The sequence below is a fragment of the Sporosarcina sp. CAU 1771 genome (genome assembly GCF_054482775.1).
Genome location: NZ_JBTLRN010000001.1, coordinates 19,157 through 43,615 on the forward strand (window position 1 = coordinate 19,157; position 24,459 = coordinate 43,615).

Annotated in this window: 29 protein-coding genes and 1 pseudogene; 18 read left to right on the forward strand and 12 right to left on the reverse strand. The window is 40.0% G+C overall.

The window, feature by feature from the left end; genetic code table 11:
- Positions 1–75 precede the first annotated feature (75 nt).
- On the reverse strand, positions 76–708 hold the full coding sequence (locus ACXYMX_RS00075; RefSeq protein WP_459042171.1) for a YigZ family protein: 633 nt from the start codon (positions 706–708) through the stop codon (positions 76–78).
- Positions 709–859: 151 nt separating this feature from the next.
- On the opposite strand from ACXYMX_RS00075, the gene ACXYMX_RS00080 reads away from it, so the two are divergent.
- The 4 genes and pseudogenes from ACXYMX_RS00080 to ACXYMX_RS00095 form a co-directional block, all read left to right on the forward strand.
- Entirely contained in the window at positions 860–2,020 is a 1,161-nt protein-coding gene (locus ACXYMX_RS00080; protein ID WP_459042661.1) for a sensor histidine kinase, read from the forward strand.
- Positions 2,021–2,041: 21 nt separating this feature from the next.
- Complete coding sequence (locus ACXYMX_RS00085; RefSeq protein ID WP_459042172.1) at positions 2,042–2,716, forward strand: response regulator; 675 nt, start codon at positions 2,042–2,044, stop codon at positions 2,714–2,716.
- A gap of 118 nt (positions 2,717–2,834) precedes the next feature.
- Complete coding sequence (locus ACXYMX_RS00090; protein WP_459042173.1) at positions 2,835–3,413, forward strand: nuclear transport factor 2 family protein; 579 nt, start codon at positions 2,835–2,837, stop codon at positions 3,411–3,413.
- Between the two features lie 223 nt (positions 3,414–3,636).
- Positions 3,637–3,939: pseudogene (locus ACXYMX_RS00095) on the forward strand (transposase); the annotation flags it as partial.
- Between the two features lie 379 nt (positions 3,940–4,318).
- Here ACXYMX_RS00095 and ACXYMX_RS00100 read toward each other — a convergent pair.
- The 5 genes from ACXYMX_RS00100 to ACXYMX_RS00120 all read right to left on the reverse strand — a co-directional run bounded on the left by ACXYMX_RS00100 (position 4,319) and on the right by ACXYMX_RS00120 (position 8,490).
- Complete coding sequence (locus tag ACXYMX_RS00100; RefSeq protein ID WP_459042174.1) at positions 4,319–4,849, reverse strand: competence protein ComK; 531 nt, start codon at positions 4,847–4,849, stop codon at positions 4,319–4,321.
- Between the two features lie 173 nt (positions 4,850–5,022).
- Complete coding sequence (locus tag ACXYMX_RS00105; RefSeq protein ID WP_459042175.1) at positions 5,023–6,186, reverse strand: M20 metallopeptidase family protein; 1,164 nt, start codon at positions 6,184–6,186, stop codon at positions 5,023–5,025.
- A 123-nt stretch (positions 6,187–6,309) separates the two neighbouring features.
- Positions 6,310–6,840, reverse strand: a complete 531-nt coding sequence (locus tag ACXYMX_RS00110) for an isoprenylcysteine carboxyl methyltransferase family protein (RefSeq protein WP_459042176.1) — start codon at positions 6,838–6,840, stop codon at positions 6,310–6,312.
- Between the two features lie 11 nt (positions 6,841–6,851).
- Positions 6,852–7,931: a type III polyketide synthase gene (locus ACXYMX_RS00115; protein ID WP_459042177.1), complete on the reverse strand. Its 1,080-nt coding sequence runs from the start codon at positions 7,929–7,931 to the stop codon at positions 6,852–6,854.
- 100 nt (positions 7,932–8,031) lie between these two features.
- Entirely contained in the window at positions 8,032–8,490 is a 459-nt protein-coding gene (locus ACXYMX_RS00120) for a YaiI/YqxD family protein (RefSeq protein ID WP_459042178.1), read from the reverse strand.
- Between the two features lie 198 nt (positions 8,491–8,688).
- Between ACXYMX_RS00120 and ACXYMX_RS00125 the strand changes: the two genes are divergently transcribed.
- The 3 genes from ACXYMX_RS00125 to ACXYMX_RS00135 all read left to right on the forward strand — a co-directional run bounded on the left by ACXYMX_RS00125 (position 8,689) and on the right by ACXYMX_RS00135 (position 10,303).
- Entirely contained in the window at positions 8,689–9,453 is a 765-nt protein-coding gene (locus ACXYMX_RS00125; protein ID WP_459042179.1) for a PDDEXK family nuclease, read from the forward strand.
- A gap of 91 nt (positions 9,454–9,544) precedes the next feature.
- Positions 9,545–9,778 (forward strand): hypothetical protein, encoded by a 234-nt coding sequence (locus tag ACXYMX_RS00130; RefSeq protein WP_459042180.1) that lies wholly within the window; start codon positions 9,545–9,547, stop codon positions 9,776–9,778.
- Positions 9,779–9,802: 24 nt separating this feature from the next.
- Positions 9,803–10,303, forward strand: a complete 501-nt coding sequence (locus ACXYMX_RS00135) for a DinB family protein (RefSeq protein WP_459042181.1) — start codon at positions 9,803–9,805, stop codon at positions 10,301–10,303.
- A gap of 52 nt (positions 10,304–10,355) precedes the next feature.
- On the opposite strand, the gene ACXYMX_RS00140 is transcribed toward ACXYMX_RS00135, so the two are convergent.
- Positions 10,356–11,030 carry a DNA alkylation repair protein gene (locus ACXYMX_RS00140; RefSeq protein ID WP_459042182.1) on the reverse strand — a complete coding sequence of 225 codons (675 nt, stop codon included), beginning with the start codon at positions 11,028–11,030 and terminating at the stop codon, positions 10,356–10,358.
- 121 nt (positions 11,031–11,151) lie between these two features.
- On the opposite strand from ACXYMX_RS00140, the gene ACXYMX_RS00145 reads away from it, so the two are divergent.
- The 5 genes from ACXYMX_RS00145 (at position 11,152) to ACXYMX_RS00165 (ending at position 17,340) form a co-directional block, all read left to right on the forward strand.
- Positions 11,152–11,304: a hypothetical protein gene (locus tag ACXYMX_RS00145; protein WP_459042183.1), complete on the forward strand. Its 153-nt coding sequence runs from the start codon at positions 11,152–11,154 to the stop codon at positions 11,302–11,304.
- Positions 11,305–11,379: 75 nt separating this feature from the next.
- The gene (locus ACXYMX_RS00150; RefSeq protein WP_459042184.1) at positions 11,380–12,759 is read left to right on the forward strand and encodes a leucyl aminopeptidase family protein; all 1,380 of its coding nucleotides are present in this window, start codon (positions 11,380–11,382) and stop codon (positions 12,757–12,759) included.
- Between the two features lie 1,430 nt (positions 12,760–14,189).
- Complete coding sequence (locus ACXYMX_RS00155; protein ID WP_459042185.1) at positions 14,190–14,747, forward strand: DUF4358 domain-containing protein; 558 nt, start codon at positions 14,190–14,192, stop codon at positions 14,745–14,747.
- A 65-nt stretch (positions 14,748–14,812) separates the two neighbouring features.
- Positions 14,813–16,216 (forward strand): MBOAT family O-acyltransferase, encoded by a 1,404-nt coding sequence (locus ACXYMX_RS00160; RefSeq protein WP_459042186.1) that lies wholly within the window; start codon positions 14,813–14,815, stop codon positions 16,214–16,216.
- An 11-nt stretch (positions 16,217–16,227) separates the two neighbouring features.
- A complete protein-coding gene (locus ACXYMX_RS00165; protein WP_459042187.1) occupies positions 16,228–17,340 on the forward strand; it encodes a DHHW family protein in 1,113 nt (370 codons plus the stop codon).
- A gap of 48 nt (positions 17,341–17,388) precedes the next feature.
- Here the strand turns inward: ACXYMX_RS00165 and yhfH (ACXYMX_RS00170) are convergent, their stop codons facing one another.
- The 5 genes from yhfH (ACXYMX_RS00170) to yhfH (ACXYMX_RS00190) all read right to left on the reverse strand — a co-directional run bounded on the left by yhfH (ACXYMX_RS00170) (position 17,389) and on the right by yhfH (ACXYMX_RS00190) (position 18,265).
- Positions 17,389–17,514 carry a protein YhfH gene (gene yhfH / locus ACXYMX_RS00170; RefSeq protein WP_459042188.1) on the reverse strand — a complete coding sequence of 42 codons (126 nt, stop codon included), beginning with the start codon at positions 17,512–17,514 and terminating at the stop codon, positions 17,389–17,391.
- A 39-nt stretch (positions 17,515–17,553) separates the two neighbouring features.
- Complete coding sequence (gene yhfH, locus ACXYMX_RS00175; RefSeq protein ID WP_459042189.1) at positions 17,554–17,679, reverse strand: protein YhfH; 126 nt, start codon at positions 17,677–17,679, stop codon at positions 17,554–17,556.
- Between the two features lie 49 nt (positions 17,680–17,728).
- A complete protein-coding gene (yhfH, locus tag ACXYMX_RS00180) occupies positions 17,729–17,854 on the reverse strand; it encodes a protein YhfH (protein WP_459042190.1) in 126 nt (41 codons plus the stop codon).
- Positions 17,855–17,933: 79 nt separating this feature from the next.
- Positions 17,934–18,059, reverse strand: a complete 126-nt coding sequence (yhfH, locus tag ACXYMX_RS00185) for a protein YhfH (protein ID WP_459042191.1) — start codon at positions 18,057–18,059, stop codon at positions 17,934–17,936.
- Positions 18,060–18,139: 80 nt separating this feature from the next.
- Entirely contained in the window at positions 18,140–18,265 is a 126-nt protein-coding gene (gene yhfH, locus ACXYMX_RS00190) for a protein YhfH (protein WP_459042190.1), read from the reverse strand.
- A gap of 141 nt (positions 18,266–18,406) precedes the next feature.
- Between yhfH (ACXYMX_RS00190) and ACXYMX_RS00195 the strand changes: the two genes are divergently transcribed.
- The 6 genes from ACXYMX_RS00195 to ACXYMX_RS00220 all read left to right on the forward strand — a co-directional run bounded on the left by ACXYMX_RS00195 (position 18,407) and on the right by ACXYMX_RS00220 (position 24,420).
- Entirely contained in the window at positions 18,407–19,399 is a 993-nt protein-coding gene (locus ACXYMX_RS00195) for a lipoate--protein ligase (RefSeq protein WP_459042192.1), read from the forward strand.
- 354 nt (positions 19,400–19,753) lie between these two features.
- Complete coding sequence (locus ACXYMX_RS00200) at positions 19,754–20,008, forward strand: hypothetical protein (RefSeq protein ID WP_459042193.1); 255 nt, start codon at positions 19,754–19,756, stop codon at positions 20,006–20,008.
- A 25-nt stretch (positions 20,009–20,033) separates the two neighbouring features.
- On the forward strand, positions 20,034–20,735 hold the full coding sequence (locus tag ACXYMX_RS00205; protein WP_459042194.1) for a response regulator transcription factor: 702 nt from the start codon (positions 20,034–20,036) through the stop codon (positions 20,733–20,735).
- Positions 20,732–21,784 carry a sensor histidine kinase gene (locus tag ACXYMX_RS00210; RefSeq protein ID WP_459042195.1) on the forward strand — a complete coding sequence of 351 codons (1,053 nt, stop codon included), beginning with the start codon at positions 20,732–20,734 and terminating at the stop codon, positions 21,782–21,784. Before ACXYMX_RS00205 ends, ACXYMX_RS00210 begins: the two co-directional genes overlap by 4 nt.
- Complete coding sequence (locus ACXYMX_RS00215; protein ID WP_459042196.1) at positions 21,735–22,514, forward strand: ABC transporter ATP-binding protein; 780 nt, start codon at positions 21,735–21,737, stop codon at positions 22,512–22,514. Before ACXYMX_RS00210 ends, ACXYMX_RS00215 begins: the two co-directional genes overlap by 50 nt.
- The gene (locus tag ACXYMX_RS00220) at positions 22,486–24,420 is read left to right on the forward strand and encodes an FtsX-like permease family protein (protein ID WP_459042197.1); all 1,935 of its coding nucleotides are present in this window, start codon (positions 22,486–22,488) and stop codon (positions 24,418–24,420) included. The genes ACXYMX_RS00215 and ACXYMX_RS00220 overlap by 29 nt, the downstream gene beginning before the upstream one ends.
- Positions 24,421–24,459: the final 39 nt, after the last annotated feature.

Here is a 24,459-nt window from a genome sequence, read left to right on the forward strand (position 1 = left end):
TTAAGGTTTCATTTTCAAATTACTGTAATCTTGCTAATTATACTACGTTAGAGGCTATAGGTAAAATAAATGCGACTAAATGTCGAATTCTAGGAAGACTTTATCTACAACCGAAAAAATTGCTTGCCCATTTGTACTATTTGTCATCCAATCGATGAAAAGATTTTCTTCTGCGATTGGAACGTAGATAAGAAGATCAACGCCCTCTGCATATTCGATTTCTTTCAAGGGATAGTTAGATTGCCGCACTTCGTTTTCGACTTTTCCCAACCAAGTGTAATCGACAGTAACTTTCATAAGTAAGTGCAGTTTTCGGTCTACGACACCTGTAGCTTCAATGCCTACAGTGGTGGCCTGGCCATAAGCTCGTATTAAACCTCCACCACCAAGTTTAATACCACCGAAATATCTTGTTACAACAACGACGGTATCATTTAATCCTTGTTTTTTTAAGACTTCCAACATAGGAAACCCGGCTGTTCCAGAAGGTTCGCCGTCATCATTTGCTTTTTGTATATCATCATTTGGTCCGATAACATAGGCAGAACAATTATGTGTTGCAGTGTGGTGCAGTTTCTTAATCTCCTGAATAAATTCAAGAGCTTCAGATTCAGTTTCCGCACGTTTTATGTAAGTAAGAAACTTGGACTTTTTTATTATTAGTTCACTTTCTCCGTAATTTTTTACTGTACGGTAATCTTCTCGCATTTGCGATACCTCCAATACTTGTAATACAATCTTAATATACAATAGGCTCTTTGATGATATACTAAATAGAGAATCATTAAAATGATAACTTATAAATGAATGCTTTATTCAAGCGTTTTTTGTCTTGGTTGCATGCCAAGGGAGGGGAAAAATAGTGAATGAAAGTAAAATCGATGTTCACGCATTAGATGCAATATTTAATAGTATTGTTCGCACAATGGATCAATCAAAGAATGATATCTTCATTATAAGTGAACAAAGTCGAGAAAGCTTCAATGAACTAAAATTAGAACTTGAAGAAATAAGGGAGCATATATCTATAGTAATTACTGAAGGCGACCATTTGGATGGAATGACACGTCTTTCCCGCAAACGCTTAGCTGACGTATCCAAGAATTTTGCAACATATTCGGAGGATCAAATTAGAGAAGCTTATGAAATAGCGAATGATTTGCAAGTTCGCTTTTCAATTAACAAAATGGAAGAAAAGAGCTTACGAGTACGTCGGGATGACCTGGATAGACGCCTTGCAGGTCTTTTAGACACAATGGAAAGAGCAGATCAATTAGTAAATCAAGTTTCGGTTGTCATTCAATATTTGACATCGGATTTAAAAAACGTTGGTGAAGCACTCTATGATGCTAGACAACAACAAGAATTCGGAATTCGTATTATCCAGGCACAAGAAGAAGAGCGGAAAAGACTTTCAAGAGATATTCATGATGGACCAGCCCAGATGCTTGCAAATGTGTTATTAAGAACTGGTTTAATTGAAAAAACCCATAAAGAACGTGGAGCAGTACCTGCACTTGAAGAACTTTCAAAGTTGAAGTTTATGGTAAGAGATGCTTTAGTGGAGGTACGCCGTATAATTTATGATTTACGTCCAATGGCACTAGACGATTTGGGTTTAATTCCAACGTTGAAGAAGTATTTGTCTAAGCTAAGTGAATACGAACAAGACACAGTCATTCATTTCCGTGACCGCGGCGAGACACAGCGTTTTCATTCGGATCTTGAAATCGCGGCCTTCCGACTGATTCAAGAAGCTGTAGCAAATGCTATAAAGCATGGGAATGCCAAGGACATTTGGGTGAAAATTGAGTGGCTTAACGATATAATGAATATTAACGTTAAAGATAATGGGGTTGGGTTCGATCCGAATGAGAAGAAAGACAAGTCTTTCGGGCTTATTGGGATGCGCGAACGTATCGGCTTATTAAAAGGCGAAATGAAAATAATCACCAACCCAGAATCCGGAACATCGATATTGTTCCGAATTCCGATTAAAGGTGATAAGATGAATGAATAGATTCCTTGGGAGGAAATAAAAATGACTAAAATAATTATTATAGACGACCACCAACTTTTTCGTGAAGGTGTAAAGCGCATTTTAGATTTTGAAGACGCTTTTGAAGTTATAGCTGAAGGTGATGACGGAAGCGATGTAATGGGTCTTTATGAACAGTATAAACCGGACGTTATTCTTATGGATATAAACATGCCACGAATGAATGGTGTCGATGCAACGGAAGAATTACTGAAAGAATACCCAGAAGCAAAAGTCATTATTTTATCCATTCACGATGATGAATCTTATGTTTCCCATGCATTGAAAACAGGTACACTCGGATATATGTTAAAAGAAATGGATGCGGAAGCGATTATCCAAGCGATTAAAGTTGTTGCATCAGGTGGTTCATACTTACATCCAAAAGTAACACATAATCTAGTGAAGGAATTCCGTAGATTAAGCGATCGAGAACATAAAGGCTCATTTCATCAAAATGAAATTCGACGTCCTTTCCATCTTCTTACAAAGCGAGAGTGTGAAGTATTGCAATTATTAACGGATGGACAAAGTAACCGGACAATTGGTGAAACGTTGTTTATTTCTGAAAAGACGGTAAAAAATCATGTTTCCAGCATCCTACAGAAAATGGCTGTAAATGATCGTACTCAAGCGGTTGTTTCTGCAATTAAAAACGGCTGGGTTGAAGTGAAATAAACTGGAATCGTATAATGAAAAAGAGGGCCTTCCGTTTGGAGCGGCCTTTTTACTGTTAGCTAGTCTGGAGTCGACTAGGGAATAGAGATTAGTGTATTTATTTTCGGGAGGAATAGAAATGAAAAAGGTAGCAAGCTTACTAGCTGTACTTACCGTGCTTTTTTTAAGTGCATGTAGTAGTGACAAAGGCGAAACAATCCATCAAGGGACTGTAGACGATGGCGAAGTATCGACCGGTTATGGGGCGATTGACCACGGAGTTGATGAAAACAAAGTAGGATTTAATATAACAGGGGATACGATTGAAGAAGCGACAAATATTCCTGAAGCAGAAAAACAGAGTCTTTTACAGGTATTTGAGTTATATATTAGTGCATTTAATGAAAAAGATGTAGATCAATATATCGACTTGTTGTCGGCACACTCGGAGAGTTTTGATAAAGAAGAAGAGCGAACGTATATGACAGACAATGTATTTAGTGTATATGACCTGGACCGTCAGGCGACGGACATAGTAATTGTTAGTTATAACGAGAAAGAAGCTCAAGTTTTTTCGAAACTTAAGACTTCAATGAAACAACTAGCAACTGGTTTAGAAGTCGTAGAAAGTGGACGCCAAGTAACCGTGTTTGTTAAGGAAGAAGACAACTGGAAAGTTTCCTCCGTTTATTATATAGGTGAAAGTGGAAACAAATAATTGATTCGCATCAAACTTCTGGCTAATTAGCTGGAGGTTTTTTTATTTTTACCTATTAAGTGAAACGTATAAAGATGTTGGTATTCATTTAGGATATGTACTATTTGAAAAATAAGTGGCATGTTGATTGAAGCGGATAGGCGACGACTCCAGCCGGAAAAACAGGAACTGAAGACCCTGGACTGAGCGTAGTGAGGGAAGCGGCTGAGGTTGTGTCCGTGGAAATACGTATGCGGGCATTGATATTCAACGGTATCAATCAGGTAAACTCCAGTACCAGGATCGAATCAATAAACGAGGAAACCGTAGATTGAGGAAAATTCTCTACTTCATGATTATGTCTATGATTTCGTTACGCAAAAGAAATAAGAATACGATTGTAGAATACTATGACCAATTAAAAAAACAACCTCAGAGTAAACCTCATAAGGTTGCTGTCATTGCATGTGTGAATAAGTTCCTGAAAGTCGCATTTCACCTTATTCAACATGAGACTCCTTATGATTACAGAATAGCCCGTTCATAATGAGACAGCCCAACTATAACATGTTTCCCCTGTCAAAAAAATCCTTTTGTCATACCTTAAAACAAAGAAAAATGATTAGCTCGTCAGTTTCTCTTCCTTTTATACACTATGTAGGATTGAAGCGAAAGACGGGCGACTCTGTGGGAGATAGCGAGGAGGCTTCCTCCCGCCCCACGGAAAGCGCCCGTCTGTAGCGCAAATCCTAGCTACTTTCTGATAACTTACTACTATTTCTATAATCCATTTAAATAAAATACTTGACTAGAGGTAAGAACGCATCCGTCTGAAACGGAAATCAACGTGTTAGGTATACTCACTCAAGCGCTTTTGTGTAATAAGAATTATCAACATTATTATTTATCAGAGCTATTAATTAAATTCAATTTTTAATATCATCGTGTTGATTATAGTAATGGTTGCTTGATTTTACCATTTTAAGCTGTTTATTTCGAAAATCTTTACCTAATAATGTACCTAATGTATATTGGCGCTGTATCGTAGCGGGGGACGCGTTTACGATTAGAGAACGTCCATTTGATAAAAGAAGTTCACAACCCATTTCGTGGGATGAAAATCTATCAATGGCGTTTAATGCAATCCATACATTGTCCTTAGAAGTGCCGGACATCGTCGGTAAAAATATATTAGGGAAACCATTGAAATGTGTTACTACTACAGGTAACTTATGAAATTTACCTACTACTTGTGTCGTCATTAGCATTGCATTGTCATAGGATCCGCTAAAAATAGCGCAGAATTTTTTAATCATATGGAGAGGTTTTTGGGGTAAGATAAATTCTTGCTGACTTTCTATGACAAAGGTGGAGTCTGTACCATCTTGAGAAATAGGTTGTAGGACTAACGTGTCGAATGTAATTTGGAACTCAGAAATCATTTTTTTATTATCCAATAAAAATCACTCCTTCAAATTATTAGGTTATCAAATACCATTATAAGGATTTTGATAATTAAATCAACCTATAAATTGAATAATTAGAACTATTGTTATTTATGGGGATTAAGAACGTTATTAAATCATAAAAAAGGTCTTTTCTACCTTCCGGGAGAAAAGACCTTTTAACCTTATTCTTGATAATCGAGTGCAGCTGCGCCGAGCACTTTTGCGGCGATAAGCATTGCATTTTCATCAAAGTCGAATTTAGGATGATGGTGTGGATAGGGTGCGTCAGGTTTTGCTCCTGTAAAGAAAAAGGTTCCAGGAACTTTTTCTAAATAATATGCAAAATCTTCGCCTCCCATTTGCGCTTCACATTCATTAACGGCTTCTGGACCAAGAACATCTTCAGCAATTTTCGCCAAAAACTCAGTTTCATCCTGATGATTGATGACTGCTGGATATCCTCGAATATATTCACACTGAATTGTACAATCGTTCGCTAAAGCGACACCGTCAACAACTCGTTGAATTTCTCTTTCCATTTGGTCGCGAACTTTAGGATTGAATGTACGAACTGTGCCTAAGAGTTTTGCTGTATCAGCTATAATGTTAAATGCATTGTCTGCCATAAAAGAACCGATTGAAAGCACGGCTGAATCGATTGGATTCACTCGACGAGAAACAAGTTGTTGTAAACTTGTAACAAGTGCTGAACCAATCACAACTGCGTCCTTCGTTTGATGAGGAGCCGCACCGTGACCACCTGCGCCTTGAACTGTAATTTCAATTCGATCAGCTGCAGCCATGACAGGCCCACTTAAATGTTCAACGGTTCCAGTAGGAGTTAAAGCCCATAAGTGAGTTCCGAAAATAGCGTCTACGCCGTCGAGACAACCGTCCTCAATCATAGGTTTCGCGCCGCCTGGAGCATATTCTTCAGCGTGCTGGTGTATGAAAACATACTCGCCGGCCAGTTCCTCTTGCATTTCATGAATCGCTTTTGCAAGTTGTAACAGAGTAGCCGTATGTCCGTCGTGTCCACATGCATGCATAACGCCAGGTACAGTCGACTTATAAGGTACGTCTTTTTCATCTTGAATAGGAAGCGCATCGAAATCGGCACGAAGAGCGACTGTTTTTCCAGGTCTGCCTCCTTTTACACGAGCAACGACACCATTTCCACCAACCCCAGTTCGTACTTCTACTCCAAGATCTGAGTAGAAATCAGCTATGTACTTAGCTGTCTTTTCTTCATGGAAAGATAGTTCAGGATTCATGTGGAAATGTCTACGCATAACTACCATATCTTCAAATGAATTCGTCAGTTTCTCAAACAATTTTATTCTCACCGAATTACCCCTCTCGAATGTCTAACTAGTTTGAATGTTAATAGTATGATTATATCAATGAAATAAGTTTCCTGCAATGCGACTTAGCTGTTCGCAAAAAATAGTTGGCGGAGCTACTGGTGGTTAGTCGATTGAAAAGAGTTTACTATAATTGGTCGCTTCTTTTAGGGCCTGTTCTTCCATAGGGATTCGAATGCTCAACATCCAAACATTGAGGATGGAATAAACGATTGCGGTAAAATAAGCTTCAAAAATTAAAGGTAGAAGGAGCAACTCGATGGATACGATTAAGTAATTTGGGTGACGTATCAATCGATAGGGACCTTTTCGAATTACATTTGCGCCTCTTAAGATTAGGATTTTAGTGTTCCAAAACTTTCCGAGCGATACCAAACACCAGACTCGTCCTATTTGTGCAACTAGAAATCCAAGAAGTAAGGGAACCCAGAAAGGGGAGATAGACTTACCTATTGCCGTTACTTCCAGTATTAGTGATAGAAAAAATGCACTGTGCATCAAAATCATAAATGGGTAATGCGAAGCCCCGACTTCAAATGCACCTTGGTTTCGCATCCACTTTTCGTTTCGTTTGGCCATGACCAGTTCAACTAACCGTTGTAAAACTACCACTGCGATAAGGATCGGGAAAAGCATTTCAATCAACCTCATTCCCATTCTAATAGAAGAAGTTCCCCACAAAAACCCGGTCCGAGGGCAGCCATTAACCCATAATCACCTGGTTTTGGATTGCTTTCCATGAACCTTTGGAGTACGTAAAGAATTGTTGGTGAGGACATATTTCCATTCTCTCGTAAAATTTCTCGAGAAATCGTTGTTTTTGAAGCATCAACTTCCAATGCGGATTCATAAGCTTCAAGCACTTTTTTGCCGCCAGGATGCGCGATGAAATGATCAATGTTTGCTGTAGTTATTCCATTGTTACTAAGGAATTCATGAACGAATGGACCTAACCAAGTCGTAATTATTTTTGGAATGCTTTTCGAGAAAATAACATGGAGCCCATTATTCTTCACATCCCAACCCATTACATCTTCTGAATCGGGCATTAGCTTTGAAGTTGTGGAACGAATATGGGGTTTCGGATGAGCCGAATGAATTGAAGATTGATCGCCAGAAATAAGCGCACAAGCAACGCCGTCGGAAAAAAGGGATGCGCCGACCAAATTGCTTTTCGAGTAATCGTCTTTTTGAAAAGATAAGCTGCATAATTCGACCGACAGAACAAGGACGTTCGCCTTTGGATAAGCTCGGCAATAATCAGCTGCTCGGCTAATTCCAACAGCACCGCCTGCACAACCTAATCCCCAAATCGGAATGCGTTTCGTATCGTCTCTAAATGGAATTCGGTTCATAATCCGCGCTTCGATACTTGGTGTTGCAATACCGCTGCTTGAGATAAAGAAAATTGCGTCGATACGAGAGGGGGCAATAGGAGTCGGGAAATTGTTGGCGTCTTCAAGACACTTCAAAATTGCCTGAGTACCATAATCGACAGCATGTTCAATATAAAGGCGATTGCGTTCTTCGAAGTCATGTGCGTGATCAAACCATTTGAGAGGCATGCAAATGTTTCGTGTTTCAATATCGCCATTCTCAAACACTTGTAGCAACCGTTCGATTTGTTTGAATTTGTCTTTGAATAATGACCTTGTGAGCTGCATCGCTTGTTCTTGTTGGATTTCGTAGGATGGTTTAAAGATGCTAACAGCTTGAATTTTAGGCATAAGCAACCTCCAGATTCTTAGTCTTTAAGCGTACGTTGTAGCCTAACAAAATATGAAAGCTTGCCGAATTTCTGCAAGCTTTCATAAAGGGAAGTTGTATTCAATTCTCTATTTCATTGTTTGCAATCTGATTGCATAATTTTAGTAAGCTTTTTTCAAATTTCAGGTCATTTTCTTTAAGTCTTTTTCTCGGTCCGCGTAAACGCCCCCCAGCCATCCGAACTTTTTGTGCGGTATGCCGTGCATACAAGAGTTGATCGATATTATCTTCTGTATACCAGCGCCCGTTTTGATCGATGGGGTAGCCTTTCTTTGCAATTACCATGGCGGCCAACCCATAATCTTGGGTAACGACAATATCCCCTTTTTGGACTCGATTCACAAGAACGAAATCAACTGCATCCGCACCTTTAGAAACAATTACAGTTTCAGCACCTTCCCGATGCATCTCATGTGCGGTATCGCAAATTAGAATACAAGGAAACTTGAACTGTTTTGATATGCGAATGGTTTCATCCACAACGGGACACGCATCTGCATCGATAAGAATTGTCGTCACATAGCAGCCCTCCTTTATAATCTTTATTCCCAGTGTAACAAACATAGAACTTTTGTGTGAATTTTGAAATGGTTGTACGAGCTAATGGGATATTTTATTCGGTTTTCGTTTGGGAAATTGTAGTAAGTTTACTAAACTAGTAGTTGCCACCCTATTCATTGGTATAATTAGTGTAAGAGTAGAAATGGAGGAGTTTTCATGTTTGAAGAATTTTCAAATGAGTACTTAGAGTTTTGGGAATACGAATACCTGAAGAATATTCATAATTCGTTAGTGTTAGATAGAGAAAGAATGATTGAAGGATTTACATCTAAAGAAGAAATACGTGGCGATTGGGAAGAGTACTTAGGTAAAGAAATATCAGATTTCGCAGTAGGATCTGAAAGGATTTTTTATTGGCTCTTTAACCAATTTGGACAACCGAATTCATCACCAATTGGTTCGGATTTATTTTTTGAAACATATAATGCTTTTGTACATATTGATGTTAAAACGGTAATTACGGACAATATTGGAGATATAAATGGAGATATTTTCGTTGGAGACAATCAAAACAGTTACGAAGGTTTTATTGAAGTGAGAGGAAAGGCACCTCGACCTTATAAAGGAAATCTTCCTCCAGTTTATACGAAGACTGACGGCACGAAAAAAATGTGTTTAACGTATTTCATTTGTGTATTATATTCTCCGAACGGTGAAATTCAATTTATCACAGTACTGTCCATGCCGAACGGTAAATTAAACGACGTCTATGGCAATCGGGTGTTAAAAGCAGGGAAGAATCCCGGTAGAATTAGGTATAATTTTTCTAAAACCCCGACATTTGAACTGTTGAAAGGCACCCCTACAAGAATAAAGTTCGTTTTAGTAAATCCGACGATGGAAGACTCGGTGAAGAGGGGTGCTGCTAGGGTTTTGAGTTTTTACAAAGACGGCGAGGCACTGGAAGAAAGATTGAAATGATTTATTCGAAAGAACAGGCATTGAACGTTTTGTACAGATAATTGGAGGGTATATTAAATAAACGAAGTGAATCAAAAAAGGAGGCGTTATAATGGCGAACGACCCAGCGAGCAACCGGATGACAAAAGAGGAATCCGAAAAATACGGTCGTCAAATTGATGCAAGAAATGCAGAGTTTGAAAAGGTAGAGGTTGAAGAAGAACTAGAGATTCAAGTGAATCCCGAAGCATCTCAATTATCGGAAGAAGAAATCAAAAAACGTGTCGGTGAACAAAATTATAAAAACGTGAAGGCGGATCAATCCTCGGGGTCAATCAATAGTTAAAAACGAAGTTAGGGAGGGACGATTTTGTTTAATTCAATCGAAGATTTTCTTGTGAACTGGGAAATTGAAAGTCAATTGACCCAAAAAGTGCTTGATGAATTGACGGATGAATCATTGATGCAAAAGGTTTCTCCTGAAGGTCGGTCACTTGGAAGGATTGCTTGGCATATCGTGACGACGCTAGACGAGATGCTGGCCCATGCGGAGTTAGAGTTTGAAGCAGCGCGCGATGGGGATCCCGTTCCGACGTCAGCAGCACGAATAGCTGAAGCGTATCGTTCTTCAAGTAAAGAGATGGTAAAGGCGATGAAAGAACAGTGGTCAGATGCAACGCTTGAAGAAGTAAAGGATATGTATGGTGAAAAATGGAGAGTTTCCAAAATACTTTGGATCGTATTTGTTCACCAGGTCCATCATCGTGGACAAATGACTGTACTGATGCGGCAAGCCGGATTGCGTGTACCGGGTGTTTGCGGTCCTTCTCGTGAAGAATGGGCGGCGTTCGGCGGACAGGCTCCTGAATAAGAATGGAAATAGTAGGACCTTACCCCGAATTCGGATGAGGTCCTACTATTTTTTATTTCAAATGCTTCAATGCTTCTCGCTTACTCAGTGGTTTTAAGGCGTGTTCCTCCGTGAAAGACAAGACAACTGCAGGATCCGTTTTGGCATATTCGCGAAGAGCCCAACCGATTGCTTTTTGAATAAAGAATTCGTTTGAATGCGTATGCTGGTTGATTATCTCAAAAAGGAAGTTTGCGTTCGTGTCTTGTTTAAATTTTAACTGATGCAAAATCGCAGAACGGTTTGTCCACATATTGTCTGACTGTGACCATTCCCGCATCACATTCTCTCCGTTCTCACGGTCCATTTTAATGATTCTGCCAACAGCATTAGGAGCAATGGAATCCACGCTATCCCACCATGAATTGGTTTCGATTAATTGCAAGAAAACCGGCAAATCATCTGGAGTTAAATGCTTCTTCAGTTTTTCAATAAGAGCTATGGCTAGGTAGTGATATTCCCGTTCTGGGAGTTGATACAGTTTCCATACGTTTTCAAAGAGGTGCTTAGGTTCAGGTGGGGTATATTCTGAAAAATATTCTTTTAACAATTGTTTGCGAAGAGGACTTCTTAATCCTAGAAAATGGAAATTTCCTTTCATGTAAGCAGCCATTGGAACAGCATTCAACTCATTTCGATGGCTTTCAAACGTATTAATCAAATGGTTCAAATCCCACGGTTTTTTCAAAGTGGATTCCTCCTTAAAGGTGAAAGTAAGAAAAGTGTACCACAACTGTTGTTTTGAAACTTTTGGGTAATCGCAACGTAATACATAGTATGGATTGTTCAGTTGAAAAGGAGTGAATGAGATGGAAGGGTATTTCGTTGGATGGGGAACTTTGGCGTTAATAAATGCGGGACTAGCGCAAGGGAAAGGAAGAGGCGGTTTGAATTGGTTTCTGATCTCTTTGTTATTGGGACCTTTTGCGACGTTTCTTCTCGTCGTTTTAAATAGAAGATAGTCTTTAAGAGTGCTACACTTATCATAGACAATTTTTTGAAAACTTGTCGATGAGGTTAATTAGGAGGAATGTTGAATGTCTATTGAAGTTAAAGTGATTTTTGAATCGGATGAATTGATTGCTGGAAATGGAGCAGTTCAAGAATTTGTGAAAAACAAATCTGGGAATCATAGTTCTGTATTCCTAAATGAAACACACTATGTTGTCATAAAAGAAAGCAAGAAATCATCTCTAGAAAATGTGCGTGCAACTGCAGGTGCGATTGCTAGAGAATTAAGTGCAAGTAAAGTTACAAGTGCTGATATTTCAGCGGACAGCCTGACAAATGGCTACGGTGAGTTTGAAGCGGGCGATGTGTTAACAGCATTTGCCGAAGGATGGGACTTAGGTGCCTATCAATTTGTTAAATATAAGCCAAGCGTTAAAGCGTTTAAAACAGAGTTGCAGATAACTGGAGATGAAGCGCAAATCTTTGTTGAAACAGGAAAAAATCGTGCGGAGGCAATGTCCTTTTCACGTGATTTAATGAACGAAGTTTCCAACGTTTTGAATCCATCAACATTCCCAGAAGTCCTCAAGAAAAACTTTGAGGGTACAGCTGTTGAAGTGAATGTGTTCGATAAAAAGAAGCTTGAAGAATTGGAAATGAATGGCCTTCTCACAGTAGGTCGCGGAAGCATGCATGACCCTTCATTTGTTGAACTTGTGTATAAAGGCGACGCATCCAAACCACTTGTTGCACTCGTTGGAAAAGGCGTCACGTTCGACACAGGCGGCATTAGTTTGAAGAGTGGGAAAGATTTAAGTGATATGCGTATGGATATGGGAGGGGCGGCAGCTGTTTCAGGTGCAATGACTTTACTTGCGAAAATGAACGCGAAAGTAAACGTCGTAGCGCTAATTCCAATCGCTGAAAACATGCCGGATAACACAGCCGTCAATCCGGGTGAAGTGATCCAATACAAAAACGGTCTTACGGTGCAAGTCGGTAACACGGACGCAGAAGGCCGCTTGATCCTCGCAGACGGTTTGATTCGCGCAGGTGAATGGAAAGCCGAGTACATCGTAAACATCGCTACATTGACTGGTGCGGTCGTCAACGCACTCGGTACAGAGTTAGGCGGCGTCTTCGGAGACGAAGAATTGTCAGCTACGATGAAAAAAATAGGCGACGTCAATGGCGACTTCAATTGGCCAATGCCGTTGGTCGATGCATACGATAGCTCACTAGATAGCGATTATGCAGACATGAACAATATTAGTTCTCTATCAGTTGCAGGATCAATAACAGCAGGATTATTCCTACGCCGTTTTGTACCGAAAGAAAGCAAGTGGCTGCACGTGGATATGGCAGGCGTTATGGACAAGAGCAAGGCTTCTGGCTACTACGCAAAATCAGCAACGGGCTACGGTGCCAGACTTCTAGCGGACTACACAACACATATTTCAAAATAATTTATCAAGAAAAGCGCAAGCGCCTGGGTAGCCCGCGAAGGAAATAGGAAAATCTCCGGAAGTCGTCCTTTGACTTTTGGAGATTTTATCTTTTCCACAGTGGGCTAGGCGATGGAGACTAGACATCAAATAGGTGCTCAGCCACATCGGCTGGGCCCTTTTTTTGTGGGTGGAGGGGGATTGGTTGGGGGAGTGCGTTGTGTTTGTTGGACTGTGGGGAGATTAGGTTGGCCTACGCGCTATGCTTGTTGGACTCGCGTCGAAAGGTTGCACTACGCTTGGACTTTGTTGCACTCCCGGGAGATTAGGTTGGCCTACGCACTATGTTTGTTGGACTCGCGTCAATGGTTGCACTACGCCCAGTCTTTGTTGCACTCCCGGGAGATTAGGTTGCACAACGCACCATGTTTGTTGGACTCACGTCAAAGGTTGCACTACGCCTAGTTTTTGTTGCACTCCCGAGAGATTAGGTTGCACAACGCACCATGTTTGTTGGACTCGTGTCAAAAGGTTGCACTACGCCCTGTGTTTGTTGCACTCCCCGGAGATTAGGTTGGCCAACGCGCTATGCTTGTTTGACTCGCGTCGAAAGGTTGCACTACGCCTAGTCTTTGTTGCACTTCCGGGAGGTTAGGTTGCACAACGCTCCATGTTTGTTGGACTCACGTCAAAGGTTGCACTACGCCTAGTTTTTGTTGCACTCCCGAGAGATTAGGTTGCACAACGCACCATGTTTGTTGGACTCGTGTCAAAAGGTTGCACTACGCCTAGTTTTGTTGCACTCCCGAGAGATTAGGTTGAGCAACGCGCTATGTTTGTTGGACTCGCGTCGAAAGGTTGCACTACGCCTAGTCTTTGTTGCACTCCCAGGAGATTAGGTTGGGCAACGCGCTATGTTTGTAGGACTCACGTCAAAGGTTGCACTACGCTTAGACTTTGTTGCACTCCCAGGAGATTAGGTTGCACAACGCACCAGGTTTGTTGGACTCGTGTCAAAAGGTTGCACTACACCTAGTTTTGTTGCACTCCCGAGAGATTAGGTTGGGCAACGCGCTATGTTTGTTGGACTCGCGTCAAAAGGTTGCACTACGCCCAGTCTTTGTAGCACTCCCCGGAGATTAGGTTGGTCTACGCACCAAGTTTGTTGGACACTCGTCAAAAGGTTGGGCACCGCGTAGTATTTGTAGCACTCCCCGGAGATTAGGTTGGCCTACGCACCAAGTTTGTTGGTCACTCGTCAATTGGTTGCACAACGCCCAGTTTTCGTTGCACTCCCGGGAGATTAGGTTGCACAACGCACCATATTCGTAGCACACCACCAAGCATAAATTTCACACTATTAATTTATCACAATAATAATCAATAAAATGTGTAACTCAATTCTTCCAACGACGTCCAATAATTTGTACGATGAATTCAGGAGGGAAAACATGAAGAAGTTTTTGAGTATTTTAGGAGTATGTGCATTGATTCTAGTCATTTCAGCGTGTGGTGGTGCGGACAAGGAAGAAGCTACATCGACCGCTTCTACATCGGATATTATGAATGCGATTAAAGAGCAAATGGCTGAAGATATGAAAGACGATTTTGGCGGCGAAGAAGTCTTAGTTGATGGTGAGTTAAGTGGTTATTTCAGTTCCAATTTAACAAGTGGTGACGAAGAAGACATGTTGGCGTCTATTCTCCTTGAACGGATGGAATTAAACGTTGAAGACATTGAAGAAGGGTTTGCACTTTCACCGATGATGAACGTCAATTCTAATGACATTATCGTGTTGAAAGCGAAGGATAACACCAAAGTAGATTCGCTCAAAGAAGCGTTGGAGCGTGAATTGGCGGCACAGACGGCGACATGGGAACGTTATTTACCCGATCAATATGAAAAGGTGAAAAACAACCGAATTGTCACTGAAGGCCTGTATTTGATTTACATAACGTATGATAATCCAGAAGTAATTGAAGATATATTCAAGAAAAGTGTAAAATAAAACTTAGAAACTAAAGGCATACTATCGTTTTCGTAGTGTGCCTTTTTCAAATCGGATGTGTTGGAATGGTTTTTAGTAGTCTCGTATTCTTATTTTTCTTTTTACCGATCACGCTATTTATTTATTTTATTGCTCCGATGAAGCTGAAAAACATTGTTTTGCTTCTCGTGAGTTGGTTTTTCTATGCTTGGGGAGAACCGATCTATATATTTCTAATGTTATTTTCTGCAATAACGGATTATTTTCATGGGCGAATCATAGAAAAGTATCGGCTGAGTAACCCGTTGCTTGCTAAATTAGGATTACTTTCATCACTTATCGTAAATATTGGACTGTTATCCTTTTTTAAATACGCTGATTTTCTCGTCCAGAATGTGAATGCAATGATCGGAACTGATTTCGCGGCACTCGATTTACCGTTGCCAATTGGTCTCTCATTTTACACATTCCAAACGATGTCTTACGCAATTGATGTGTACCGAGGAAAGGTGAAGGCGCAGAAAAATCCTCTCACATTAGCACTTTTTGTCTGCTTGTTTCCGCAGTTGATTGCTGGACCGATTGTTCGATATGAAGTGATTGAGAAAGAATTGACAGAACGAACAGTTAGCCTTGCTCAGTTTTCAAGTGGAGCGAAGCTTTTTACGATTGGGCTCGGTAAAAAGGTGTTAATCGCCAACAATATAGGACTTCTCTGGAGCAGCGTTAGTGCAGGGGATGTAACTGAATTATCGATTATGGCAGCGTGGCTTGGAATCTTAGCATTCGGTTTTCAAATTTACTTCGATTTTAGTGGGTATTCCGATATGGCGATTGGCCTTGGTCGAATGTTTGGATTTAGTTTCCCACAAAACTTTAATTATCCTTTCATTTCCCGTAGCATTACTGAATTTTGGCGAAGATGGCATATCACTCTCGGAGGTTGGTTTAGGGATTATGTGTATATTCCGCTTGGTGGAAGTAGGCGAGGAAAGGTAATCCTGTATCGGAATTTAATGATTGTGTGGGGATTGACTGGACTTTGGCACGGTGCGAGTTGGAATTTTGTCGCCTGGGGTGTTTATTTCGGACTTATTATTATGATTGAAAAGGCGGGACTGCTGAAAATCCTAGAAAAAACACATCCAGTACTTCAACATATTTATTTTAGTGTATTAATTACACTGAGTTGGCCACTATTTGTGTTCGAAGATATTCAGGAAGGGCTTCGCTATTTATCTGTCATGCTAGGCATTTCAGGAAACAAGTGGATGGACGATGACTTCCTATATCTCATTACGACGAACGGAATCCTTTTAGTTATTGTGATAATCGGAGCTGTTCCACTTCTCAAAACGCTTAGAAAAAGGCTCGCTTGGCAATCAATTGATACAGTACTCATTCCAGGTTTTTGCCTACTTATTTTGTTTTTATCGACTGCATACCTTGCAGACGAATCCTACAATCCATTTCTATATTTTCGCTTTTAGGAGGTGTGTCGATGTCTAAAAAAATATTTGTTGCCTTATTTCTACTGTTTATTGGAACGATGTTTGTGTTCAGTGTCGTTGGGGAGGATAAAACCTTTTCGGAACAAGAAAATCGGCCACTCTCTCAAAAGCCTAAATTCACATGGGATCGATTCGTTTCTGGGAAATATACATCTGAGTTTGAAACGTATTTATCCGATCAATTTCCGTGGAAAAATGGGTGGGTTGGGATAAAAGCGAAAGCGGAGAAAACACTTGGTAAAAAAGAAAACAATAACGTGTTGTTCGGAGCAGATGGCTACTTACTTGAGCGATTTACTAACGTCGGTAAACAGCTTTGGAGAAATACGCAATTGTTGAATGAATTTTCAAAGCAGACAACCATCGAAAAAACGTATGTCGTTCTAGCACCGACTGCGGCCGGTATATATCCCGAAAAACTCCCGAAGTTTGCCACTTCTTTGGATCAAAATCTTTTGTTGAATGAAATAAAATTGGATTTGACGAAAGACAATCTTTTCATTAATGTTTATAACTCACTTATTTCTCATAAAGACGAGGGTATTTATTTCAAAACAGATCATCATTGGACAATGCGAGGGGCCTATTATGCATACGTTGACGTTGCTAAAGCGATGGGGTTTGAGCCGCTGGAAATTGAAGATTTTAAGTTCGAGGTCGTTTCTGAAGACTTTTACGGAACGCTTTATTCCAAAGCAAGTGCATACGACGCAAAACCGGATGCGATCGAACTATTTACACCTAAAAAAAGTGTCGAGAGTAAGGTGACGTATGAAGATGGAACAATAAGCGATTCGTTATTCGAAATGGGGCATTTAAAGACAAAGGATAAGTACGCTGTTTTTTTAGATGGCAATCACAGCCTTGTGAAGATTGAAACGTCTGCTGGATCGGGGAGGAAACTGGCTGTAGTAAAGGATTCCTACGCACATGCGCTACTTCCTTTCCTTGCGAATCATTACGATGAGATTCATGTTTTGGATTTGCGTTACAATAAAATGCCGATGCGGAGTTACTTAGAGGAACATGCAATTGAGGAAGTTCTATTTCTCTACAATTTACCAAACTTTACGGTAGATACGAATTTACTTTTAATCCAATAAAAAAAGCAGCTGTCGGATGCGTTTCTCCTACACAGCTGCTAGTAAAATTTAGAGGATGTTACATGTGTCACATTTATTTGAGTAACATTCATGTTGTTCTTCAATTTCTTCACCACAAATCACACAGTTTTTCGCGGGTAGATTGCGGAAAAACTCGATAATATTTTCAATCATTCTGTTCATCTCCTTAGATTGTAGTCTGTCCTTCTCTTCTTATAAGATGCTACATTTGTCACATTGGTTCCGATAACATTCACGTTGTTCCTCGATAGCATCTCCACACGTAATACACTTTTTTGTAGGTAAGTTTTTAAGAAACTCGATAACGTTCTCAAACATCGTGATTCGTCCCTCCCTAATGCGTACTCATTTCAGCATAATTAAAAAATTAAAGGTTGTTACATGTATCACATTGGTTGCTGTAACATTCGTGTTGCTCTTCGATTTCAGTACCGCAAGTTGCACATTGCTTCGCAGGTAAGTTCTTGAAAAACTCGATAACGTTTTCTAACATATGATTTCGCTCCCCTCTATTTTGTACTATCACTAAGGTATGTTTTTTATTCTGATGTAGTACAGCATGGTCAAAAAAATTAAAGGTTGTTACATGTATCGCACTGGTTGCTGTAACATTCGTGTTGCTCTTCGATGTCATTTCCACAAGTTGCACATTGCTTCGCAGGTAAGTTTTTGAAAAACTCGATAACGTTTTCTAGCATTGTATTCGGCTCCTCTCTGTTTTGTACTATCACTAATGTATGTTTTTCATCCTGATGTAGTACAGCTAATCCAAAAAAAATTAAAGGTTGTTACACGTATCACACTGGTTGCTGTAACATTCGTGTTGCTCTTCGATTTCAGTACCGCAAGTTGCACATTGTTTAGCAGGTAGATTTTTGAAAAACTCGATAACATTTTCTAGCATTTTTACACCCTCCTTTAACTTATCTGTACTATAACTGATTTGTATATTAGTAGTGTATTACAACAAGTAATCAAATGTCAACACATTTATGAACTTTTCAGATAAAATATAAAGTGAACGTATATTAGAGGAGTGAACTGAATGTATTTTATTGATAACAAAGGGATTACAGATCCACAAATCAACCTTGCGATTGAAGAGTACGTGCTACGGACGATGGATGTCGACAAAGATTCATTTTTACTATTTTATATTAATGAGCCGTCAATTATTGTTGGAAAAAATCAAAACACGATGGAAGAAATTGATACAGAATACGTAGATGCAAACGGTATAAAAATTGTTCGACGTCTTTCAGGTGGAGGAGCCGTTTATCACGACTTAGGCAACTTAAATTACAGTTTCATAACAAAAGACGATGGAGAGTCGTTCCGTAACTTTAAAAAATTCACTGATCCAGTCGTAAAAGCCCTAGCAACTATGGGAGTAAAAGCGGAATTATTAGGCCGTAACGACATTCTAGTCGAAGGACGAAAAATTTCCGGGAATGCACAATTTGCAACGAACGGAAGAATGTTTAGTCATGGGACACTAATGTTTGATACAGCAATTGAAGAAGTTGTTTCGGCATTAAAAGTACGAAAAGATAAAATTGAATCAAAAGGAATTAAGTCCATTCGTAGCCGCGTGGCAAATATATCCGAGTTTCTTGAAGAGCCGATGACGATTGAGGAATTCCGTCACAATATTCTTGTGTCTATCTTTGAAAATGAAGAAAACATCCAGTACCTAGAACTAACAGATGAGGATTGGACAAAAATCCATGAATTATCTAGAGAGCGCTATGCAAATTGGGATTGGAACTACGGGAAGTCTCCTAAATTCAATATGCAGCACACACATCGTTTCCCAGTTGGTGGAATAGACGTTCACCTTGAAGTGAATAAAGGAAACATCGAAGACGTGAAAATATTCGGCGACTTTTTCGGTGTGGGTGATGTTGAGGTAATTGAAGGAATTTTAAAAGGCGTACAATATGATAAACAAGCGATTGCAGAAGCACTAGCTCCAATCGACGTTCCAACGTATCTTGGTGGAATTACCAAAGAAGAATTTCTAGGACTCATTTATTAATCCATTTTTAGAAGCCTGACATCTGTCGGGCTTTTTTTAACTAGAGCTCTGTTAAATAATAATGTTGCTAAAGCTTTTAAACAATAGCGCTGTTGATTTCCGTTTCAGATCCGAAAAGCGGAAAGATAAAGTTCAATTTTTCCCTGGAGTGCGGAAAGATAAAGTTCGATCTTTCCCTGACGCGTTCCGGAGGGCAGGCGGTGGACCAACCTGTTGTTGTTCCACCTGACCCGCTGTCCTCCCGGAGTCGCCGTCTTTCACTTCAATCTACTTGGAAATGTACAATAATTTCTTCTCCCACTACCTCAAGCCACTAACCTTGAATCCAAACAATCCAGCGCAGAAGCGACAAGTGTGAGCCGAAGTAGTAAGACCGACAGTGAACTTTCTGACGGGCTTACTGCGGGAGGCCATCACCAATTAATGTTCATTATTTTAGCTGTGCTAAAAAACGTTGACGAAGCGATATTTCCACGCCTTCCATTCCACTGGACATGGAGTGTACAAATCCTTTATCAACTATATAAAGAGCTATTTAACATAACTGAAAAAATGCTTTTCATTCCCATAAAATTAGACGGAATTCTCGTATCTTCGTTATACTACTAAGAAGGGATATAAGGGGGTTACATATATGAAGCACCGGATATTTATTGTAGAAGACGACCGGAAAATTGCGCAACTTTTAGCTGAAACGCTTCGCAAGTATCAGTATGAAGTAGCAATTATTGAAGACTTTGATCAGGTAACAGACGAATGCCTTGCTTTCGATCCGCATTTAATCTTATTAGACATAAATTTACCTTCATATGATGGCTATTATTGGTGCCGCCAATTACGTATGCATACAACTTGCCCAATCTTGTTTATTTCCGCGCGTTCAGGGGATATGGATCAAGTATTTGCCCTTGAAAATGGCGGGGATGATTTTATCACGAAACCTTTCCACTATGAAATCGTCCTAGCCAAAATAAGAAGCCATTTGCGTAGATCCTTCGGAGAATATGCACCAATTCAATCTGAACGTACGGTGAAAATGGGTGCGCTCTGTTTATTTATTGAACGAATGGAGCTGCATATTGGAGAAGAAATCATCCCACTTCAGAAAAAGGAATGTGTTATTTTGGAACTTTTAATGGAGGCCTCGCCGAAAGTGGTTTCAAGGGAAATTTTGCTTGAAGAGTTGTGGGACGACCAATCCTTTGTTGACGAAAATACATTGAATGTAAATATGACACGAGTACGTAAAAAGATTGCGGATTACAACGTGAAATCGACAATTGAAACTGTACGCGGTGCGGGGTATCGCTTTGTCCTTTCAGCGGAGGAGTTATGAAGTCAATCTGGCTATTTGTTCGAGAACATGGTTCGTTACTTCTTTTTCAAATGGCTCTTGTTCTGTTTATATTTCTATTGTATTGGTTGGATGGCTTTCGAAACTACAACACGGCGATTTACTCATTAATCATTAGTACATTATTGACTTCAGGGTATCTTGCCGGGAAATATGTGCTGAGACGTTCATTTTACACACAAATTACACGAGTACCTGAATCGATGGAAAACGCGCTTATTCGATATGCACCAACACCGGAACATGCGGAAATTTCTAGATTTATGCGTGTCTTGTATAAACTGTATCAAAATGAAGTGCAGACATTATATACCGCTCAAAATCGCCAGCGTGACTTTATGAATCATTGGGTTCATCAAATGAAAACACCTATTTCTGTAATCGGGCTTTTATTGCAAGAAAAAGGTGAATTGGACCGCGACAGTGTATCCGAGGAAATTGAACGACTTCAAAGTGGCTTGGATACGGTCTTATTGAATGCGCGACTCGAAACTTTTGAAGAAGATATGCATATCGAAAAAGTGAATTTAAAGAAGCTCATACAAGAAGTAGTGACGGACCATAAAAGGTTATTCATTGCGAATGGCGTGTTTCCTGTCATTTCCATTGATGAGCATTTTGTCATCGCAACCGATCTCAAGTGGATGCGGGTTGTCATCGCACAGTTTTTAACAAATGCAGTTAAGTATACGTTTGATGAAGGGAAAAAAGTGAATCTATTCGCTACACAAACCGAACAAGGAATTGCACTTTCCATTCAAGATGAGGGTGTGGGTATTCCAGCTTCAGATTTGAACCGAATAACGAGAGCATTTTTTACTGGAGAAAACGGTAGACTGACGGGTGAATCTACCGGAATGGGGCTCTATATTGCTTCAGTGGTATGTGAACGACTGGGCCATCCGTTACAAATCGAATCCAAGCAAACTATAGGAACGACTGTGACAGTGCTATTTGAAAACGGTGAATCGGAGGGGAACAATGATGGTGAGGAAAGTCGTGGAACTGAAAGAAGTAACGAAAATCTATGAAGGAAAAGTCATGCATCGTGCAGTGAATCGACTTGATTTTGAAGCATTGGAAGGCGACTTCATCGCAGTAATGGGTCCTTCAGGTAGTGGGAAAACAACCATGCTGAATCTGATTTCTACAATTGATTTGCCGACATATGGGAAATTATTGGTCGGTGGAATTGAACCTGAGGAACTTTCGGAAAATGAACTAGCTCTGTTCAGACGCCGAAATTTAGGGTTTGTTTTTCAAGACATTAACTTGCTTCAAATGCTAACTGTCGAAGAAAATATTGTATTGCCGCTCACCTTAGATGGCTTATCTTTCGAGGAAATGAAAAGACGAATCGAAGAATTATCGAAACAGCTGGATTTATCCGGATTTCTAGATCGAAGACCCGATGAATTATCAGGAGGCCAGGCGCAGCGTGCGGCAATTGGGCGCGCACTCGTACATAAACCTAAAATTATTCTTGCGGATGAACCAACAGGGAATCTGGATTCAAAGTCTGCGAAGGATGTTCTAGAACTTCTTACGTTGATTAATGAAACGGAGCGGACAACCATTATTATGGTGACGCATGACCCAATTGCTGCGAGTTATTGTGACCGGGTTTTATTTATTAAAGATGGAGAGTTTTTCAATGAAATCTATAAGGATGAGCGACAGCAAACGTTTTACCAAAGAATTTTAAATGTACTTTCGCTATTAGGGGGCCATCATGACCTTTCGACAGTTCGCTTATCGTAACGTCATTCGCAACCGGCGGATCTACGCTGCATTTTTCATGGCCAGTGTTTTTTCAGTTATGGTGTTTTTTCTGTATTCAATGCTTTTGTTTCATCCTTCAATTGAAGACCGCTTTATTCAGGAAATAGCATTTGTAGGTATGGCTGTTGCAGAAATTATCCTCTATATTTTTACGCTGTTTTTCTTATTCTATTCCATGCGCGCATTTTTACAGGCAAGGTCCAAGGAGTTTGGAATCCTTCTTCATTTAGGGATGGAAAAGCGCCAATTGTATCGACTGATCTTTATTGAAACGATGTTGATAGGCGTGGTTTCAATTGTAGTAGGGACGATTTTAGGCTTTACATTTTCAAAATTCTTTTTTATGGGTGTCCGAGAAATTGTCTTATTGCCCGCGCTCCCACTTTATGTGTCATGGGAACCGTTTTTATTAACAATCGGAGCATTTTTAAGCTTATTTATCATTATTTCTTTTGTTGCCCCCATATTTATTCAATCTGGAGAAGTTGCACATCTTCTTCGAGGGGAAGTGGAAAAAAAAGGCGGCCATAATTACTCGAAGGTTCGCGGTTATATAGGGTTGATTTGTCTTGGGGTTGCTTATGGAATGGCAGCTTCCACTTCGAATACAATCGTCATCAGCCTATTGTATTTATTGCCACCTCTTGCAACATTAGGAACGTATTATTTCTTTACAGATTCGCTCCCGTTACTTTTACATATGATGAAAAAGCATAAACGATTTTATTGGCAACACTTTCGCTTGTTATCGATTTCGGAAGGAATGGTTCGGCTTCGTGAAAACGCTAGAATGTTTTTCGTTGTAACAATCGTTTCTACGGTCGCATTTATGTCGGTTGGTACACTGGCATCCTTGACGTCATTCGCATCTCAATATCGGGAAATGAATCCGTTAGGTCTTGTATATATAAGTGAAGCGGAAAACCCGCATGAAAAAACACATATTGCACAGGTTGAAAAAGAGTTGAAGGCGCAACAAATCGAGTATGAACTAGAAAAAATACAAATATTGTATCAAACTTCATCCTACTCGAAAAGCGAAGTCGCAATTCTTCGTATTTCCGATTTGAATAAATTGAGCAGTATTTATGGGCATTTGTCAATTCAGTTAAATGAAGGAGAAGCACTTTTTTTACCACCATCCGCCTCAGCCTATAAAAGTTTAAATGAACGCGTAGTTCAGACAGAGCTTGAAGAAAGCCTTGTGAAGATTAAAATTGCAGGTGCATATCCCTATCAATTGTTTCAGTCGAATTCAATAAGCGCAAATGCAATTGTTTTGAATGATATTGATTACAATAAGGTAGAGGTAATTGGAACGTACGGGAACTTTTCGCCGAAAATGTATTATGCGTTTGATATACCTGATTGGCAAGAGACAAAGGAAATTGGCTTATCGATAGACGATACGATAACGGAGTCTTTTATTTTAGGGACATCGAATATGTTGCCATTTACGTTTGACAACCCTGGATTAAATTACTCGATTATACGAACGACATTTTCATTGTTACTCTTAATCGGCTTGTTACTCGCGGCAGTATTTTTTCTGGCGGCAGGTAGTTTCATCTATTTCCGTTTGTATACGACGCTCGACCGTGATCGCAAACAATTTGATGTGCTCAGAAGAATGGGGCTTACGGACCGCGAACTCAAGCGAATTGTGAACCGTCAACTGATTCCACAATTTTTCTTCCCGTGGGGTGTAGCCTTACTTCATAGTGCCTTTGCATTTTTGTCCCTGCAAGTCATTTGGGATGCACTTGCTGAGATTTCGATTGCAAAAGAAATGATACTCGTTCTCGCAGGTTTTACAGTGATGCAAATTATTTACTTCTATTTAATTCGTTGGAGATATTTAACACATATTCGAGCACGTGGATGATTTATCCATGTGCTCTATTGTATTTTCAGAACTTTTCTT

What these genes read in the sequence shown, in the direction of transcription:
- yhfH (WP_459042189.1), bottom strand. Translation starts at nt 17,679, where the DNA reads ATGTTTGAGAACGTTATCGAGTTTCTTAAAAACTTACCTACAAAAAAG.
- ACXYMX_RS00160 (WP_459042186.1), top strand. Translation starts at nt 14,813, where the DNA reads ATGGTTTTTAGTAGTCTCGTATTCTTATTTTTCTTTTTACCGATCACG.
- ACXYMX_RS00115 (WP_459042177.1), bottom strand. Translation starts at nt 7,931, where the DNA reads ATGCCTAAAATTCAAGCTGTTAGCATCTTTAAACCATCCTACGAAATC.
- ACXYMX_RS00145 (WP_459042183.1), top strand. Translation starts at nt 11,152, where the DNA reads ATGGAAGGGTATTTCGTTGGATGGGGAACTTTGGCGTTAATAAATGCG.
- yhfH (WP_459042188.1), bottom strand. Translation starts at nt 17,514, where the DNA reads ATGATTGAAAATATTATCGAGTTTTTCCGCAATCTACCCGCGAAAAAC.
- ACXYMX_RS00205 (WP_459042194.1), top strand. Translation starts at nt 20,034, where the DNA reads ATGAAGCACCGGATATTTATTGTAGAAGACGACCGGAAAATTGCGCAA.
- ACXYMX_RS00220 (WP_459042197.1), top strand. Translation starts at nt 22,486, where the DNA reads ATGACCTTTCGACAGTTCGCTTATCGTAACGTCATTCGCAACCGGCGG.
- ACXYMX_RS00215 (WP_459042196.1), top strand. Translation starts at nt 21,735, where the DNA reads ATGATGGTGAGGAAAGTCGTGGAACTGAAAGAAGTAACGAAAATCTAT.
- ACXYMX_RS00130 (WP_459042180.1), top strand. Translation starts at nt 9,545, where the DNA reads ATGGCGAACGACCCAGCGAGCAACCGGATGACAAAAGAGGAATCCGAA.
- ACXYMX_RS00110 (WP_459042176.1), bottom strand. Translation starts at nt 6,840, where the DNA reads ATGCTTTTCCCGATCCTTATCGCAGTGGTAGTTTTACAACGGTTAGTT.
- ACXYMX_RS00195 (WP_459042192.1), top strand. Translation starts at nt 18,407, where the DNA reads ATGTATTTTATTGATAACAAAGGGATTACAGATCCACAAATCAACCTT.
- ACXYMX_RS00165 (WP_459042187.1), top strand. Translation starts at nt 16,228, where the DNA reads ATGTCTAAAAAAATATTTGTTGCCTTATTTCTACTGTTTATTGGAACG.
- yhfH (WP_459042190.1), bottom strand. Translation starts at nt 18,265, where the DNA reads ATGCTAGAAAATGTTATCGAGTTTTTCAAAAATCTACCTGCTAAACAA.
- ACXYMX_RS00155 (WP_459042185.1), top strand. Translation starts at nt 14,190, where the DNA reads ATGAAGAAGTTTTTGAGTATTTTAGGAGTATGTGCATTGATTCTAGTC.
- ACXYMX_RS00075 (WP_459042171.1), bottom strand. Translation starts at nt 708, where the DNA reads ATGCGAGAAGATTACCGTACAGTAAAAAATTACGGAGAAAGTGAACTA.
- yhfH (WP_459042191.1), bottom strand. Translation starts at nt 18,059, where the DNA reads ATGCTAGAAAACGTTATCGAGTTTTTCAAAAACTTACCTGCGAAGCAA.
- ACXYMX_RS00150 (WP_459042184.1), top strand. Translation starts at nt 11,380, where the DNA reads ATGTCTATTGAAGTTAAAGTGATTTTTGAATCGGATGAATTGATTGCT.
- ACXYMX_RS00210 (WP_459042195.1), top strand. Translation starts at nt 20,732, where the DNA reads ATGAAGTCAATCTGGCTATTTGTTCGAGAACATGGTTCGTTACTTCTT.
- ACXYMX_RS00085 (WP_459042172.1), top strand. Translation starts at nt 2,042, where the DNA reads ATGACTAAAATAATTATTATAGACGACCACCAACTTTTTCGTGAAGGT.
- yhfH (WP_459042190.1), bottom strand. Translation starts at nt 17,854, where the DNA reads ATGTTAGAAAACGTTATCGAGTTTTTCAAGAACTTACCTGCGAAGCAA.
- ACXYMX_RS00090 (WP_459042173.1), top strand. Translation starts at nt 2,835, where the DNA reads ATGAAAAAGGTAGCAAGCTTACTAGCTGTACTTACCGTGCTTTTTTTA.
- ACXYMX_RS00125 (WP_459042179.1), top strand. Translation starts at nt 8,689, where the DNA reads ATGTTTGAAGAATTTTCAAATGAGTACTTAGAGTTTTGGGAATACGAA.